This window comes from Verrucomicrobiota bacterium, from assembly GCA_038744685.1.
Lineage (GTDB): Bacteria > Verrucomicrobiota > Verrucomicrobiia > Opitutales > Puniceicoccaceae > Puniceicoccus.
In genome coordinates, this window is record JBCDMB010000018.1 from 1 (window position 1) to 17,345 (window position 17,345).

At 51.1% G+C, this 17,345-nt stretch carries 11 protein-coding genes; 5 read left to right on the forward strand and 6 right to left on the reverse strand.

Features of this window, described 5'->3' with window-relative positions; genetic code table 11:
• Positions 1–181: 181 nt before the first annotated feature.
• The 3 genes from AAGJ81_10810 to AAGJ81_10820 are packed head-to-tail and all read right to left on the reverse strand — an operon-like array spanning position 182 to position 4,873.
• Positions 182–886, reverse strand: coding sequence for a MotA/TolQ/ExbB proton channel family protein (locus AAGJ81_10810; protein MEM0966627.1), 705 nt, complete (start codon positions 884–886; stop codon positions 182–184).
• A 25-nt stretch (positions 887–911) separates the two neighbouring features.
• Complete coding sequence (locus AAGJ81_10815) at positions 912–1,964, reverse strand: hypothetical protein (protein MEM0966628.1); 1,053 nt, start codon at positions 1,962–1,964, stop codon at positions 912–914.
• Positions 1,961–4,873 carry a tetratricopeptide repeat protein gene (locus AAGJ81_10820; GenBank protein MEM0966629.1) on the reverse strand — a complete coding sequence of 971 codons (2,913 nt, stop codon included), beginning with the start codon at positions 4,871–4,873 and terminating at the stop codon, positions 1,961–1,963. Before AAGJ81_10820 ends, AAGJ81_10815 begins: the two co-directional genes overlap by 4 nt.
• Positions 4,874–5,027: 154 nt before the next feature.
• Here AAGJ81_10820 and AAGJ81_10825 point away from each other — a divergent pair, with 154 nt between their 5' ends.
• The 5 genes from AAGJ81_10825 (at position 5,028) to AAGJ81_10845 (ending at position 12,455) form a co-directional block, all read left to right on the forward strand.
• Positions 5,028–5,699, forward strand: coding sequence for an SOS response-associated peptidase (locus AAGJ81_10825; GenBank protein ID MEM0966630.1), 672 nt, complete (start codon positions 5,028–5,030; stop codon positions 5,697–5,699).
• Between the two features lie 17 nt (positions 5,700–5,716).
• Complete coding sequence (locus AAGJ81_10830) at positions 5,717–6,589, forward strand: hypothetical protein (protein ID MEM0966631.1); 873 nt, start codon at positions 5,717–5,719, stop codon at positions 6,587–6,589.
• Between the two features lie 122 nt (positions 6,590–6,711).
• On the forward strand, positions 6,712–9,210 hold the full coding sequence (gene gyrB / locus AAGJ81_10835) for a DNA topoisomerase (ATP-hydrolyzing) subunit B (protein MEM0966632.1): 2,499 nt from the start codon (positions 6,712–6,714) through the stop codon (positions 9,208–9,210).
• A gap of 58 nt (positions 9,211–9,268) precedes the next feature.
• Positions 9,269–11,695, forward strand: coding sequence for a DNA gyrase subunit A (gene gyrA / locus AAGJ81_10840; GenBank protein ID MEM0966633.1), 2,427 nt, complete (start codon positions 9,269–9,271; stop codon positions 11,693–11,695).
• A gap of 16 nt (positions 11,696–11,711) precedes the next feature.
• Positions 11,712–12,455: an alpha/beta hydrolase gene (locus AAGJ81_10845; protein MEM0966634.1), complete on the forward strand. Its 744-nt coding sequence runs from the start codon at positions 11,712–11,714 to the stop codon at positions 12,453–12,455.
• Here the strand turns inward: AAGJ81_10845 and AAGJ81_10850 are convergent.
• From AAGJ81_10850 to rseP, 3 genes are all read right to left on the reverse strand, one after another.
• Complete coding sequence (locus AAGJ81_10850; GenBank protein MEM0966635.1) at positions 12,452–13,615, reverse strand: SpoIIE family protein phosphatase; 1,164 nt, start codon at positions 13,613–13,615, stop codon at positions 12,452–12,454. The two genes, AAGJ81_10845 and AAGJ81_10850, sit on opposite strands and share 4 nt — an antisense overlap.
• Before the next feature lie 115 nt (positions 13,616–13,730).
• Positions 13,731–15,818 carry a (E)-4-hydroxy-3-methylbut-2-enyl-diphosphate synthase gene (gene ispG, locus AAGJ81_10855; protein ID MEM0966636.1) on the reverse strand — a complete coding sequence of 696 codons (2,088 nt, stop codon included), beginning with the start codon at positions 15,816–15,818 and terminating at the stop codon, positions 13,731–13,733.
• The gene (gene rseP, locus AAGJ81_10860; protein ID MEM0966637.1) at positions 15,815–17,242 is read right to left on the reverse strand and encodes an RIP metalloprotease RseP; all 1,428 of its coding nucleotides are present in this window, start codon (positions 17,240–17,242) and stop codon (positions 15,815–15,817) included. The genes ispG and rseP overlap by 4 nt, the downstream gene beginning before the upstream one ends.
• Positions 17,243–17,345: the final 103 nt, after the last annotated feature.

Here is a 17,345-nt window from a genome sequence, read left to right on the forward strand (position 1 = left end):
CTCAGAAGCCTTCGTCAGAGAACAGGCTGTGGCCCAGCCGCCGCCCGCTTCCGTAAGACCCCCGGGACCCAAGCCCATGAGAGGGGCAAACTGGCGGGGACTCTCCACTCTTGGAGGACTCAGAAAAAATCTCTTCGGGTAGGCCTTTCGGAGGGAATATCTTTGAACCTAAAGAGCGAGTCTAATCATCGACGGTATCGATGAGTTCGGTTGCTGTCTGGGTTGTCTGGATCATTTGGTGCCCCAGTCTGTTCCGCAAAATAAAGTAAAATATCATCGCAGGAATCCCAATAACGAGGCCGGTGGCGGTTGTGATTAAGGCTTCTCCAATATCACCAGCGAGAAGTTCGGGACGTCCCATTCCTCCTTCCCCGATCGTTTGAAACGCGCTGATCATTCCACTGACCGTTCCCAACAAACCAATCATCGGAGCGACTGCGGCAACCACGTTCAAATAGTTGACCCATTGGGAAACGCTGTTCTCTTCCGCTTCCAGATTCTCAAGCAAGAGATTCTCAACCTGCTCCTTGTTCAAGTTGGGTTTGTCGTTTCGAAGTTTCAATAGAGCAGGAGCCAGTGTTCTACCAAGAACCGTCTTGCTAGCCGTTAGAGACTGGTTAGCTGTTTCGACATCGTGAGAGGCTAGGGAGTTGCGTATCTGGGGGATCACTGAATCTGGCACGAACTGCTTACGCCTTGTTTCCAGATAGGAATAGATGATCAAGAAAAACATTACTAAAGAACATCCAGCGAGCGGGAACATGGCCCATCCGCCCTGTTGAATCATCCCAAATAAACTTGTGTTCGTCGCTGGTTCGACCGCCTCTTGCGCGAAAACCGATATGGGAGCGACTCCAGCAAAAACCGAAAAATTGATGATCTTCATAGAATTTTGTCTTAATGAGAACGAGTTAGAGTGGAACTAGACCTGACGGGTCGAGATAACTACCGTTTTCAGGGTTATCTTTCATCGACCGGAATTCATCTTCTACTGCGAAAAGATCGATTGGAGTCCCGTAAGCATCAAGAATTACCAAATTAGCGAGATTGGATCTGTGGGCTGTGATGATTTCGAGAGGCTTCCACTCAATCCCTCGACGAATCATTTCGGCGATCAATTCGTCCCGCTGTTTCACATCACCGATCAATTCTGAAGAGGCAATAGCGATAGAATAACAGTGGGAGAGAAACGAGACCGGGATCTCGCCTGAAAAAACAATCGGTTGAAGCACGGTGAATAGAGCCTCCTCAAACTCTTCCTTCTCGAACTGAATCGAGGCAAGAATGAACTGCCCCAGAGCCGATTCACCATATCTTTCCGTTTCTTCAATCCAGTCTTGGGCTCGTTTGGAAGCTTCGTCCATTAGTCTTAGTTCGTAGTAGGCTCTCAGTTCGACGTCTCGTAAGGTATCTTGATCTCCTTCCAAAGATAAGAAAGGGCGGAGAGCCCGAACGTAAGCTATTGCCTGAGCAGGGTTGTCTACGGACAGTGCCGCCAAAGGAAGAAAACGGAAAAGCGTTTTTTCTTCCGGGGGCAAAAAGGGGAAAAGACGGAACCGCGCGCCAATAATGGATTCCAGGTATGGAAGGGCCGCTTGATATTCCCCAGAGTCAATCATGTCAGCGGCCTCGATCGCAACACGTTCCCCCGGGAAAAACACTTTCTTTATCTCTTCGACAGGAAAAGAGAGAAGCACTTCTCCTCCATCCTGTATCAGACGCAAAGAAATCCTTTCATCATCCACTCCTGCGAGAGTTCCCTGAAATTCACGATTGTTTTCCAACCATATGGTGATTGGTCGACGAAGCTCTTCGTGTTTGGACCTATCAATCGGACCGCCTATCGGCGCGGGAAGTCCTGACTCTTGGATAATCACCATGTCCATGTAATGAGAGGAATCGACCGCGGACACTGATGCGAAAGACGCTAGAAGAAATGAGAATCTCGGAAGAAATGATTTCATGTGGATCCGCCCTCAATCTGCCTCAAAGTCTCTTCGGATCCAGGGGCCTCTGAAAAAGGCCCGTATTCTTCGAGTAGGTTCTTTCTGAGGTCAGTTGCTCTCAATGCAAACGGACTTCTCAGGAGCCTTTCATCGGCCAACATCTCCTCTAGTGAACGGTATGCAGCTTCAGGACGGCCGAGCTGTTGGAAAATCTCAGCACTTCGAAAATAGGCCTCTGCAACAAACTCTGGGTACCCGCGATAAAGAGTATAAATTCTTTGCCAGTAAGGGACTGCCCGCTCTAGGTCTCCACGGTCTTCGTTGAGTTTAGCAAGGCCGGAAAGTGCCTCAGCATGAGGAACTCCCCGCGCGTGTTTCAGTTTGAGAACATCTTCAAAGATCTTTTCGGCATCGTCATAGAGTCCTAGTGAGGTGAGGATATCCCCGCGGAGGATTTTGACGCGAACTCCAAGGTGATGGAGCGGCATCTGCGAATCAAATTTTCTAAGGAGGTCTTCAGCTTCTTCGAGCTGATCTTGTTTGGCGAGAATTTGTGCCTTTCCGAACCATGCCTCAGCGCGAGCTGGGTGACCAGGATGCTCCTCAAGAATATAGTCATAGTAGTCTATAGCGTAGTTGTAACCTTTGTCGGAGTAAATAATACCGATTTCTCCGATGACCAATGGGTCCAACTGTTCCATAGGCACTCTCTCGTCGATCTCCTGGAAAATTGTATCAGCTACAGTTTGCTCCCCTCTGGATTTTGCACGGTTGGCCTGGAAGTGCTTCAAGCGGCTGAACCAGGTTAGGTTTTTCTCCTCTAAAGCTAGGTCAATCTGGTCATTGAGCCAATCGTCAAAACTGCTTGCCAGAAGAACAGAATGCTCGACTGAAGAATCGTCTCCACTTTTTAGATACTCCAAACGTATCGCCTCCAACGAGGCAAGCAGAGGAAGGATTTCTGTCGCGCTAGGATCATTTCCGAACTCGTTTATCGCGCGATCAAAAGGAATGAGTGCCTCTCCGGGATTACCCGACTGCAGTTGAGCCCATCCTAGCCAGTAAAGGGCCTCACTCATCCTCGGATGAAGCTCTAGATCATCCCGCTCAAGGTATTCCGAAAAGTGGTCAATCATAAGGTCATAGCGCTCAAGCGCCTTAAAAATCTTTCCCCGCTGGAACACGGCGTAGGGGAAGAGACCTTCTGCCTCTGGAGTGACTTTAGCGAACGCCGCGGAGGCCTCGATCAGTTCACCCAAACCCATGAGGATGTCCCCCCGCAATACGGTCGCCTCTGGTGCCCGCAGATGCTGAGGGTAATCGGCAAGGTAACTCTCGATGAGGGCTCTTGCTGTCGCGTAGTCCCGCAATCCATAGTAAGCGGTTCCAATCCGATACTGAATCTCTGGATAAAGGTAGTGGTCTTCGGAGAGATCTTTCAGAGCGGTAAGCTCTTCAATAGCAGTTTCGTAATTTCCTTCGAAGTGGTGAGTAAGACCATGCCACATTCGTGCTTGGATCGCCAAACGGTGATCACCGTAGCGTTGCTCGAACTCAGAGAAATCCTTCCGACTTTCCTCATATTGTTCCAGCATTGCTTGGTTAAATCCCCGGGTAAAGAGCCAGCGTGGTGCAAGGGTATGCTCTGGGTAGTCCTCTAAAAGTCTGGTGAATACCGAGATTGCTGAGCGAAATTTTTGCTGCTCCTGATAAGCTTGTGCGACTAGGTAGACTGCGTCGGGTGCGAGTTCGCTGTTGGGGTAGAGTTCTTCGTAGGTAGAAGCGGTTGCCAGCGTATCTTCCCATTTCTCCAAAGAATAGTTTGAGAGGATCCATCGGTAGTGGCCCTGCTGTCGAATTTCTTCGGGTATAGATTCGTCGAGAGCCAAATCACGGAAAACCAGTAGTGCTTCTCTTGCTCTCCCGGACTGTAAAAATGCCTGACCGTATCGAAGAAGGTATCCCGGCATGTAGTCGTTCATCTGTTGAAGAGCCTCCAGCTGGTTCTCAAGACGCAGCGCGAGCTGAGCATAGTAGTCATTCCACGCGCTTGCCATCGGTGTAGACACATTTCGGCGTCGATAGTCGAGCACTCGTTGCACCTGAGCCAGTTGTTGTTCCTGTCGCTCCTCAAGGACTTGGTAGGGAGGGACTAATCGATAACAAACAATGGCGTCAGCGTATCTTTTTTCGTTGGAAAGTCGGTCTCCCAGTTGCAAAGCGGCAAACGCTAATACTGCCAGTTCCGGCATTCGTTCAATGTTCCAGTTTGTGGACTCTATCACACTGAAGGCATCATCGATACGATTCTTCTCGATGAGAACTTGCAACGCTCTCAACCGAGCTTGAATCTGCAACGTCTCGGACGCATTGGAGACGTAGAGCGCATCAATCACCTCGAGAGCCTCGTCGGTCTTTCCCATTCTAAGAAGAACTTCGGCTCGTTGGATGACTGAGAGTCCCGTCTCGGGTTCGCGAGGATAAGCGATAGAGAATTCGTTTAGGCGCTCGACGGCCTTCTCATCGATGCCCTCCAATTGGTACGCTTGCGCTAAGGTGTAGAGCACAAACGCATGGAGTGTCCCGGTTTCCGGAAATTGTTCGAGAAATCGCTCAAATCGTTCGATTGCTTCTGGGTAGTTTTGTAGCGCAAACTCCGCGTAGCCACGTGAAGGGAGTAGAATCCGCTGAACGGCGGGATCTTCCAACTCGGGCTCACGCCCAAACTCGTTTTCGAGGATGTCGAAGATTTCCACCGCCTCTTGGTACTTTCCCTGCTGAAAAGCCCCTGTTGCACGGGACAATACCTCTTGTAAGCGAAGCCCGTCGGGAGCCGTTTCACCGGAGGAAAAAGCGGCTGGAAACAGAGAACTGGTGAGGACCAGGTAAGCGGCGGCGAATCGCCGGATTGGAGAAATCAATCCCATAAATCGGATGCCGAAGTAAAATCGCTGGGAGCCTAAATGCGAGGGTTTAAGTAGATAGAAGTGTTAAAAAAGTTTTGCGAGCGAACATTAGGCTTGAACGGATGGCAGATGCAGGAAGTTTGCCTTTTTTCCTGATTAATTTGATTATCCTTCAGTGTGTGGACGGTTTGTAATCACCCTTGATGCCAGCGAGCTTGAGATGCTGACCGGTTCGTCCCCGCGGTCTGAGGCTAAGTGCGTTTACAATCAATGCCCAGGATCCAGCGTTCTGGTAATGTGTTCCGACAGGAGTTGGGAATTACTCCCTTGGGGGTTTGAGGTAAAAATGAGGAATGGCAGCTCGCGGACGATCATCAACGCCAGATCTGAAACGGCAGGGGAGAATCCCCTCTTCCGCAGAGGGTTTCGGTCGAATCGTTGCGTCGTACCGGCCACCGGTTTCTTTGAATGGAGGAGGGTTGGGAATAGGTCCCAGCCCTATTATTTCAAACCTCAGTCGGACATAGGGCTGCTTTTTGGCGGATTAGTTTTGGAAAGGCGGGATGGGAGGGAATGCTTAGTCGTTCTGACCAAATCGGCTGACGGTTGGATGGGGGAGATTCACGACCGAAGTCCAGTGGTAGTGAGACCCGAGTTCTTAAACGAGTGGCTTTCGAGCGGGAACGCTGAAGAGGAATTGGTCCAGCGCACCTGTATGGAAGAGGAAAGAGATTTCTTAACCAGACATCCGGTTTCGTCTAGGGTCAATAGCGTCAGTGAAAACGATTCCGACCTTCTGCTTCCTGTGGAGCATCCGGCTATGCCCAGACAGCAGGAGTTGTTTTGATTGTAGTCGCTGGAAAGATGAATCAAACCGCGCACAAGACTGGATTGGTGAGCCTGATTCTTTTTGGCGCGAGTTTGGTTTCTCAAGGGGTCAATTCTGCCCCTGACGATTTGTCTACGGCTGAGACTGTAGCCGATCGCAGGCTAGCTGAGATTATCGAGGCGGAAGGAGATCTAGTCAGGGCTTCCGAGGCGGGAACTGGAGAAGAAAGTTTGCTTCTTAAGGCACAGGAGATCGCGACTCGCTACGAGGAGTTTCTTGAGAACAACCCTGATCACTTGTACGGATGGATCCTTTGCGGGAAGTTTCTTTACTCGATCGGCGGGGATGACCGTTCCTTCCTGGCCTTCCAGAAGGCAGAGTCGCTCTCCCCGGATCTTCCGGTCGTGCAGCGCTATCTGGGGCTAATCCTCGCAGACTCACAGGAATATGAGTTGGCTCTCGCCTACCATTTGCGCGCGGTTGAGCTGGATCCGAAAGAACCAACGTACCATGATGATTTAGGACGGTTTCTCCAGCGATACGGTTCTTCACTGGAAGCGGACGGAGTCCTTGAGGAGGGGCGTGCATCTGTTCTGGCAGGTGAGTCGTTTGCCTTGGCCTTCGATTTGGAGCCTGAAAGCTTCGAACGCGGCTGGAGGTGGGCGGAGGCCTTTACTGACATGCCGGACCCCGATTGGGGGGCGGTAGCAGGTGCTTGGGAGCGAGTTAACGGCCTCTCTCAGACCAAGATTGAGAGAGAAGCAACTCGGTTGCAGGTTGCTCGTGCACTTATTGAGTTGGGAGATTTCAAAGAGGCTCAAAAATGGATGAATCCAGTCTCCACCGAAGTGCTCCAACCTTCTTTGGAACAGTTGATGAAACGGCTCGAAAAAAGCGCTAAAAACTGAGCTTTTTTCTAGTTTTTAGGGCTCCGAAGAGCCAATCAGGGATTGTCACGAGGAGCGGTTTCTGCTTTTCTAACTCCTTTCACGTAAATCACTTTCAAAAACCTCAACGAATTAAACGCCAGATGGCCGAATCAAAATCTTCTAAAGCTGAAAACGAAACTTACGACGCGTCTAAGATTCAAAAATTGGAGGGGCTTGAGGGGGTCCGAAAAAGGCCAGATATGTATATCGGAGACACCAACGAAAGGGGTCTCCACCACTGTGTTTTTGAGATCGTTGACAACTCCATTGATGAGGCGCTAGCGGGTTACTGTGACCGCATTTCCGTATCGGTTCACCTAGACGGGTCGTGCTCTATTGAAGATGATGGCCGGGGCATTCCAGTGGATATGCATGAGAAGCACGAGATGCCTGCTCTGGAGTTGGTCCTGACGAATCTACATGCCGGAGGAAAGTTCGGCAAGGGGGCGTACCAGGTCTCGGGTGGACTTCATGGTGTTGGGGCCAAGTGTGTAAATGCGGTTTCAGAGTGGTTCAAGGCAGAGGTGCGTCGTGACGGCAAAGTTCATGCAATGAGTTTTGAGCGCGGGAAGACCACCCAAAAGCTTCAAACAATCGGAGAGACAAAGCGGACGGGAACGAAAATTACCTTCAAGCCCGACCCCGAAATCTTTTCTATCCTGGATTTCAAGTACGACATTCTGGCTAAACGGATTCGGGAGCTGGCCTTTTTGAATCCCGGAATTGAAATCGTCTTGCGCGATGAGGCGGCGAAGAAGGAAGAGGTTTTTAAGTTTGAGAACGGAATCGCGGAATACGTCACGTTTCTCAACCGTAGCAAAACCCTGATCCACCCCGATCCAATTGTCTTTCACGGGACAGCTCCCTCTGCGAGCGGTGATGCTGAGGTAGTTGTCGACGTGGCGCTCCAATACAATGACGGCTTCAACGACCAGATTTATGCTTACGCCAATTCGATTCACAACATCGAAGGGGGAACCCACTTGTCCGGGTTTCGCACGGCCCTGACTCGGGTAATCAACAACTACTCAAAGGCGAACAACCTCGTTAAGGAAAAGGACCCTTCGATAACCGGCGACGACGTACGCGAAGGGTTGACTGCGGTAGTTTCTGTAAAGGTTCCGGAACCGCGATTTGAGGGACAAACGAAGACTAAACTGTCCAACAGCGAGGTCGATGGTATCGTTCAAAAGATTGTTGGAGAGGAGTTGAAGTATTACTTCGAGACTACCCCAGCGATCGCGAAAAAGGTTGTTGATAAGGGGTTGAATGCAGCCCGTGCTCGCGAAGCTGCGAGGAAAGCAAGGGATACGGTCCGCAAAAGTGCGCTCGTCTCTGGTGGGCTCCCAGGGAAGTTGGCTGACTGTTCAGAGAAAGATCCGGCGGTTTGCGAGCTTTATATCGTCGAGGGTGACTCAGCAGGTGGTTCGGCAAAACAGGGCCGGGATCGACGGTATCAGGCGATCCTGCCGATTCGGGGTAAACTGATCAATGTCGAGAAAGCTCGGTTGGATAAGGTGCTCAACAACAATGAGATCCGCACTCTCATAACCGCGGCGGGCACGGGAATTGGAGATCATGAAGGAGACGGAGCTTTTGACGCAGCAAAGTCTCGCTACCACAAAATTATCATCATGACGGATGCGGACGTGGATGGTTCCCACATTCGCACACTCCTTCTTACCTTTATCTTCCGACAAATGCGCGGACTCATCGAAAATGGCTTTGTTTACATCGCTCAGCCGCCACTGTATAAGATCAAGAGGCGTAGTAAGGAGCGATACATCGACAACGACCAGGAGATGAGCCGGATACTTCTCGAACTGGGCAGTGAGGGAGTTACCCTGGTCCGGCTGCGGGACAATCACGAGTTTGGCTCTGCTCAAATTGATCGAATCGTAGAGAAATTGGCGCGGTTGGAATTGCTCGGCGGTGGCGTGATCCGGTACGGCTGCGACTTCAACCGGTTTCTTGACCAACACGATTCGGAGACCCGCGAACTACCTCACTATCTGGCTCGGGTACGGACTGGGAACGAGGAAGAGTTTCACTTTCTCAAGGACGAGGAGGCCCGTTCCCGCTTCTACGTCCAGATGGATCTGACCGAGGACTTGTACGAAAGTTCAGTCACTCGAGAAATTGAGCTTGAAGGAGGGAAAGTAGTTCAGCGGATCTCGGTTCATGAGATTTTCGAGGCCACTGAAATGACCAAGCTCCTCCGCGAGTTGGCAAAAATTGGTCTCGATGTGAACCGGTTTACGCCGACTGAAGAAGCTCGCTACCACCTGATCGAAAACAAAGGCTCCGAAACAAAAGAGAACACAATCGAACTCCGTTCTGTGTTCGAGATCATCGAGAATATTAGGGTTCTGGGCCGAAAAGGTCTTACCATCCAACGATACAAGGGGTTGGGGGAAATGAATCCAAAACAGCTTTACGAAACCACAATGGATCCAGAGAAGCGACGTTTGCTCAAGGTAGACATAGAGGATGCTGCTGCTGCTGACCAGATGTTCTCTATGCTGATGGGGGAAGACGTTGCCTCCCGTCGGGCATTTATCGAGGACAACGCCCTCAACGTTTCACATTTGGACGTTTAACGAGCCTAACCCAACTGGGGAACGAGCGATCGGAACCCGGTAACCCCTCTCACAATCCATGTATACTGAAAAGGAAAAGTTAGTACCGACCAATATTACCGAGATTATGTCGACGGCCTACATCGACTACTCGATGTCGGTCATTGTATCCCGCGCACTCCCGGATGCCCGCGATGGGCTTAAGCCGGTCCAGCGCCGAATTCTCTACGCAATGCTTCGGGAAGGTCTGCTACACAACCGCAGCTTTGACAAGTGTGCCGGTGTAGTCGGGGAGGTTCTCAAGAACTACCATCCTCATGGGGATACGTCTGTTTATGACACCCTTGTTCGGATGGCTCAGAACTGGGTGATGCGCTACCCGTTGATCGAACCGCAGGGTAACTTTGGATCGCTCGATGGTGATCCTCCTGCTGCCTATCGGTATACGGAATGCCGTCTTCAAAGTGTTTCCGAGGAGCTTTTGAAGGGAATCGATGAAGACACGGTCGATTTTGTTCCCAATTACAAAGAGAGCACGACTGAGCCCAAAGTTCTTCCTTCTGCCTTGCCTCATCTCTTAATGAACGGGTCGACCGGTATTGCCGTAGGGATGACTACGAACATTCCTCCCCACAATCTGGGCGAGCTGATCGAAGCAACTTGTTTGTTGATTGATGAACCTACGGCCTCAATTGACCAAATTATGAAGGTTCTCCCGGGTCCTGACTTTCCCGGTGGAGGTACGATCAACGGCACCAAGGGAATCGAAAGTTACATGAAGACGGGCCGGGGCATCGTAAGGATGCGTGGAACTGCTCATGCCGAACAGTTGAAAAATGGCAAGGAGCAGATCGTTGTTACTGAAATCCCCTACAACGTAAACAGGGCGAACCTGGTCCTAAAAATTGCAGAATTAGTCTCAGATAAAGTTCTTCCTGGAGTCAGCGATTTACGGGACGAGTCTGATGAGAACACTCGGATTGTAGTGGAGCTGAAGCGTGGGGAAATTCCGCGTGTCACGATGAACAAGTTGTTTCGGCACACGGCACTAGAGTCCAGCTTCGGGGTTATCCTTTTGGCATTGGACGATAATCGACCAAAGCAAATGAACATCAAGGAGATGCTCAACTGTTACATTGAGCATCGTCGGGACGTGATTTTGCGGAGAACCCGTTTCCAGCTTAGGAAGGCGCTGGATAGGGCCCATATACTGGAAGGCTATAAAATTGCCCTCGATAACTTGGATGATTTTGTGAAAATCATCCGCGCCTCTCAAAACCGTGACGAGGCCCGCACCCGCTTAATGGCGAAATATCCGTTAAGCGAGCGTCAGGCGAATGCGATTCTAGAGTTGAGATTGTATCAGCTCACGGGGCTTGAGCGGGAGAAAATCGAGGCCGAGTACATCGAGTTGATGAAGAAAATCGCCTACCTTGAAGAGATTCTCTCCAGCGAAACAAGGTTGTTGGAGGTGATTAAGGAAGAGCTTCGCGAATCTGCTGAGAAATTCATCGATCCACGCAGGGCGCAGATTTCTCCGGAAGAGGGTGAATTCCGGATGGAAGATGTGATTGCAAATGAGGGGTGCATAATAACGGTATCCCACAACGGATTTATCAAGCGGACTGGAGTCAGCTCCTACCGCTCTCAAAAGCGGGGAGGAAAGGGAGTAATCGGCGCAGGTCAGCACGACGAAGATTTTGTTGAACACCTCTTCACGGCGAGTACCCATGACTTCATTCTTTTCTTCACGAGCAAAGGAAGAGTCTTTGTGGAAAAGGTTTATGAGATCCCAGAAGGCACTCGGGTGTCGAAGGGAAGGTCATTGGCGAACGTGTTGGAAATTTCTAAGGAAGAACGCATTGCCTCAATGATCTGTGTTAAGGAGTTCGATGAAGCTTTCCATCTCGTTATGTGTACTCGCAAGGGAATCGTGAAAAAGACGAATCTCAAAGAGTACCGAAACCACAGGAAGGGGGGTCTGATCGGCATCAATATTGATGAAGATGATGAGTTGGTGAACGTAAAGCTTACTAACGGTGAAAATGAACTCGTGATCGTCACTCATGTCGGAATGTCGATCCGATTCAAGGAAACCGATCTGCGCGATCAAGGAAGAGCTACCCGCGGAGTCAAAGGAGTCACATTGAAAAAGGATAATGACAGGGTGGAGGCCATGGAGGTGGTGGATCCACAGGCCTCACTCCTGGTTTGTGGTGTCAATGGACAGGGCAAGCGGACGAATTACGACGAGTATCGGGTGCAGTCGCGCGGGGGCAGCGGGATCATAGCCATCAAGACTGACGGTGTTGCAGGAGCCCTCAGCGTTCATGAAAACGATGAGATTATGATGTTTACTAAGAACGGACAAGCGGTTCGCTCACCGGTAAAGGATATTCGGATCATAGGGCGCACCACTCAGGGCGTGCGCTGTATCAATCTTGCAGAGGGAGATCAATTGGTTGGCATCAGCCGAATTGTCGAAGTTGACGTTGACGAGGCCTGATTTTGAGGTTTCCGGCATGCCGGTTTTTTCGACCAATCCGCAGCCAGAGTTGTCTGTTTTCCGGCCCAATTCTAAGCGTGATCGCCGATGCGCGGTCATCAGCTTTGCCGGCGGAGGTTACGGAACTCGGGCCGAACATGAAGGAGAGGGTTACGCGCGGCACTTCGCGGACGAGGGCTTTCATGCTTTTGTTTGCCACTACCGGGTCAACCGTGGAGAGGATGAAGTTCTTCATCCCGGACCTCTTGAAGACGGACTTTGGGCGATTCGATGGGTGCGCGAACAAGGCGAGTCTATAGGGTTTGATAGTGACAGTGTTGGTATTATCGGGTCTTCGGCCGGCGGTCATCTGGTTGCGCACCTCTCAACCCATTGGCACGAGTGGGGAACGGAGTTCCGCCCTGCGTGGGCTGCGCTATGTTATCCTGTGATTGCCCTCTATGGGCCTGCAGCGCACTTTGGTTCAAGAGCTGCACTTATCGGCGCCGATAGCTCCGATCATCTCGCCATTCAATTGTCGCCTCAGAATAGGGTCACCTCAGCGTGCCCTCCCACTTTTCTCTGGCATACCCTGGAGGACCAGCCGGTTCCGATAGAAAACTCTCTCTTGTTTGCCGAGGCACTTCGCCGAGCAAACGTTCCCTTCGAGATTCATATTTCGGAGAAGGGCAGACATGGTCTTGGAAGAGATGCGGACTTTGACTGGGCTACCCGGTTGTTGCAATGGTTGGAAGGCACTGGCAGAGTGCCGATACCTTAAACCACTTGAAACGCAACGCAGGTTTGGTCATCAATCTGCGGCGTTTTCCCCGCGAAATTTTCTATCTCCTTAATGATCCTACGAGGAACGTGTGCAAGTAACTCGGAGCGACTACGGCCTGCTGTTTCGGAAAGTCGATCAATACCGAACTCTTCGCCGTTTTCGTTCAGGGCTTCGACCAAGCCGTCTGTAAAGAAGATCACCCTATCGCCTTGCTCTAAAATGAACTCGTGCGAACGAAAATCAACCGACGGTAGGAGTCCCAGTCCTGGAGCGGGATCCAGCTTCACAATACGGCTGTCTCCTTTTGCCTGTTGTAAAAAGAATGCGGGATGAGCTCCATGACTAATCGTAAAGCGAACCTGCCCACCTTCCTCTCTGTGGAAAACTCCATTCATGGCGGTGACGAAACGGTTTAGCAGCACATCGTGGAGAGAGTCGTTCATCGACGAAAGAACGGCATCCACTTGGTCGTGGTCCTGACGAGAGAGGCGGTCTGCGAGATACTTAACGAGAATCGTGTAGATTCCAGCCGAGACACCATGCCCGCACACGTCACCAAGGAAAAAGCGTAGTTCTTCCTCGTCTGGCCGCGGAAAAGTGACAACATCTCCGCTGACTCCATGAGAGGGTTCATAGGCTACAGCGATTTCGAGAAATGAACACTTTCTCTTTTTTCCCGGAATGAGAACACTTTGAACCATTTGAGCGTTTTCAAGATCGGCCCGCATGATGTCGTTTTGCTCTTTCAGAAGACGATCGTGTCGTTCAAGAGCGTCGTGGGCTAACTTTTCCCGGGTAATGTCTCTAGAGATTCCAAGTATGCCAATCGTTTCATCACCCTCTACCTGAATAGGCGCCTTGATCGTTGAAACCCAAGTTATCGTCCCATTTGGCCAAGTCTCTTTCTCGGCTTCGCGGTAAATCGGTTTTCCAGTGCGGATCACCTCTTGCTCATCCTCGAACGCTTGAGAAGCATGTTCATGGCTAAAAAAGTCAAAGTCCGTCTTCCCTATGAGTTCATCCACGGATGTCGTTCCGAAATTGTCGGCCATACTGTCGCTAACGACGACAAACCGGCTCTCTCGGTCTTTGAAGTAGATCCTGTCAGTCGATCTAGAGAGTAGAGCGTCAAAGAGGAGCGCATGTGAAATACCCATAGATTCCAGCATTTGCTCAGATAGCTCCATAGTGGAAATATGCCGAACACTGTCCGTTTTGCAACGAAAGGCTACTCCGATCCGGCAGCTTCCTCAGTGAGGTGAGAAGCTCTTTTTATTCAGGATCTTTCCACTTCCCGTGGGAGCGAATGAGACTGATGAGCTCGTCAACGGCGCTATCCTGCGGGATCCCGACTTGGACACACTCTTTACCGACGTAGAGATTGATTTTTCCTGGAGCTCCACCGACATACCCAAAGTCTGCATCGGCCATCTCTCCCGGACCATTCACGATGCATCCCATCACAGCAATGGTAACACCTTTCAGGTGGTCGGTTTTCTCACGGATCCGAGCGGTAGTGGATTGAAGGTCAAAGAGGGTTCTTCCACAGCTTGGGCAAGCGACATACTCTGTTTTCGTAATCCGCGCGCGTGCTCCCTGAAGGATGTTGAAACTCATTGCCGTAGCCTGTGCCGGATCAGAGAAAATCTCTGCACTAATCAGGTCACCAATACCGTCACACAAGAGCGGTCCAGCAAGCATGCTCGCCTCAATAATTCCCGCTGTAGTGTAGACGTCCGGAGCAATGGCGTTTTCTCGAGTGGTACGCACCCAGAGGGGAACATCTGCGTCAATTTCCTTACTCAATGCGGCTAGCTTTCGGTAGCGACCAAGAGTATGACAGTTCTCTGAATCAGACTCATCAAGAGTCAGCACAAGCCGAACATCCGAAAGTGCTGTCTTTGCTAGCGCGACATCTTCGGGCGCACTGAGCTCAGCGAAGAGGGTAGCTCCCAACCTTCTTGCCGTTGCAGCAGCGGCTTCAGCCTCTTCTTCCCGACTTCTGCAAGCTTTGATCATAACTCCCCAGCTTTGATTTAGCGGTAGCAAATCGTCTTTGAGCGCTCGCGGAGAAACATTCCGGCAATCTACGACGATCAGGGGAAGAACGGTGTGAAGGGCTTCGGCTAGAAGCGGGAGATTCTTAAATTCGTCTGCAGACTGCGGCTGCACAAGAAGACCCTCGATCCTCGCATCTTTGAACCTCGATTGGACGGCACAGACCTCTCGGATAATTTCCTTTTCGTCGGTTAGTGAACTTCTCGACCGAACGATGACCGCTGGTGGCTCTGCTCCCCCGACCCTCAAGCCAGGTTTACCAATTTCAATAGGGCTGACGGATCGACGCGAGAATTCATAGGGGTGTATTCCATCGGACGGAGATGGAGGCTCAGAACGGTCTGCCGATGGCCTCCACAACATCATTGCCCGCTTGGCGAGCTCCCGTCCGACAGGCACTTCTTGAACGGGATCTTCGGTCAGGGAGACTCGTATAGTGTCACCAATACCGTCATAGAGGAGACTACCAATGCCGATAGCACTCTTGACTCGGCCATCTTCTCCGCCACCCGCTTCAGTTACTCCGAGGTGTAGAGGATAGTTCATCCCATTTTCCCGCATTCTTGCCACAGCCAGACGGTAGGCCGCAATCATGACTTTCGGATTGCTGGCTTTCATCGAAAGGACGATGTCATGGAAGCCGTGAGATTCCGCGATGCGGATAAATTCGAGTGCCGACTGAACCATGCCCTCGGGAGAGTCTCCAAACCGGTTCATGATACGGTCGGAGAGGGAACCGTGATTGGTCCCAATCCGCATCGCTTTGCCAAGATTACGACATTCTAAGACAATTGGAGAGAAGGCTTCATAGAGTCGCTGAAGTTCGGTCTCGTATTCGCCATCAGAATACTCGCGGACGGCAAATTTCTTACGATCAGCGTAGTTGCCCGGATTGATCCGCACTTTCTCGACGTGCTTGACTGCCTCCATGGCCGCTTTGGGTGCAAAGTGGATGTCGGCGACTAGCGGCACTAAGAAACCGGATGCGCGAAACTTTCTTCGGATGTCTCCCAAACAACGGGCAGCTTTCGTAGTCGGAGCGGTGATACGGATCACATCACAGCCAGCTTCCGCCAGCTCAATCGACTGTTTAACTGTCGCATCGACGTCGTCTGTCAGAGTGGTGGTCATCGACTGGACGCGAATGGGATTGTCTCCACCGATCCCTATATCACCGACCCTCACCTCCCGGGTGTTCCATCGAACAGTCTGGAAGCGGGATTCGCAGTAGCGCAGGGAAGAAGGTGGAATCTCTCCTGCGGCAGGAGCGTCTACCGATTGCGGGAGGGTGTCTATGCTCATGGAGACCCAGACTCCTTTGGTTCCTCAAGGGCTTCTTCAGCTGTGGGTGGTTCACTGTCTTCACCGAACCCGATGCGGTGTCCAATCCGGCCTAGGTCGAAAAAGGTGACGTAGAGCATGAACGTCAGGAAAAGGATGACAAACGCTCCTTGAGTCACCTCTAGAAAACGCCTCGGCAGCTGTTTCCCAGAGAGTTTCGAGATAGTTGCAAACAGCATATGTCCACCATCGAGCACCGGGACCGGAAGAAGGTTTAGGATGGCTAGATTGACATTGATGAAGGCAAGCAACCACATGACTTGTGCTGGGCCGTAGTGACTTACTATAGAAATGACGTCAACGATACCGATTGGCCCTTGCATGTTTCTAACCTTGACGTCTGATCCTTTATGAAGAAGCGCGTACAAGGTCCGCTTCACAGTCTCAGCCATGAAGGAAAGTTGTTCGATTGGGTTAAGGTGTACTCTCTCTGTTTTCGCTAAATAGCCGTAAAGGAACCCGAATTGCTTAGTGCCAGCGTCTTCGACCCATTTTGGTTCAATCGAGAGAGTCACCGGCTGACCGTTACGGAGTACAGCCAAGTCTATCGGGCCTGCCTCGTGGCTTGCGAGAATTTTACTTAGAATTGCCGAACTAGTTAATGGTTTGCCTTCGATTTGATGGAGAACGTCGCCAGGCATCATGCCCGCAGAGCTGGCTGGCATACCCGTTACCACACCACTCACATGAAGATCGCCTTCTGGGATAATGCCTATGTCCCTAGAGGCTTCTCGCGAGATTAAAACAGGATTTACGACAAAAGACAACGGGGTGTCTTCGCGAAGAACTTCGACTATGACCTCGGGTTCACCTTTTTCGTTCCTTCCGGTCCCAGTGAGGATAGCTCGTTCCACTTTCCTCCAAGTGTCTACAGAATCTCCGTCAATCGCGGTGATTCTATCTCCGGGGCGGAGACCTGCGACAAAAGCGGGTCCAGGCAAGACGGAATTATCTGACGAAACGACCTCCTCAAGCACCCGATCAATCTCAGTCGAGACAACAATATCCTGCCCGATAATCCATAACACACAGGACAGAATAAGAGCGAAGATCAGATTGAAGACCGCGCCCATGACCGCAACGATCATCTTGTCCGCGTAGGAAATGGGAGGAAGCCCTGCCTCCTCGCTCTCCTCGCCACCTTCAAGCCGACCCATGTCAGCCAACTGCGGTAGGGCAACGTATCCACCGAACGGGATCCAGGAGATCCGGTAATCTACTCCGTTTCTTTCCCACCGAACGATCGGTGGACCAAAACCAATTGAAAATCGCTCGACCTTTAGGCCTCTGCGGCGGGCAGCGAGGAAGTGCCCCAACTCGTGGATGAAAATACAAAACCCGAGAAGAAAAACCGCCAGAAGGATAAACAGCGTATTGAGCAACATGAAAGGTGGTGAGTGTTTTACTGATCGAAAAGAGGGAACGGATAAAGGAGGAATGGCGAAAGATCAAACGGCGAAAATAGCCCTCTAGGCAGGTGGTCTTAAG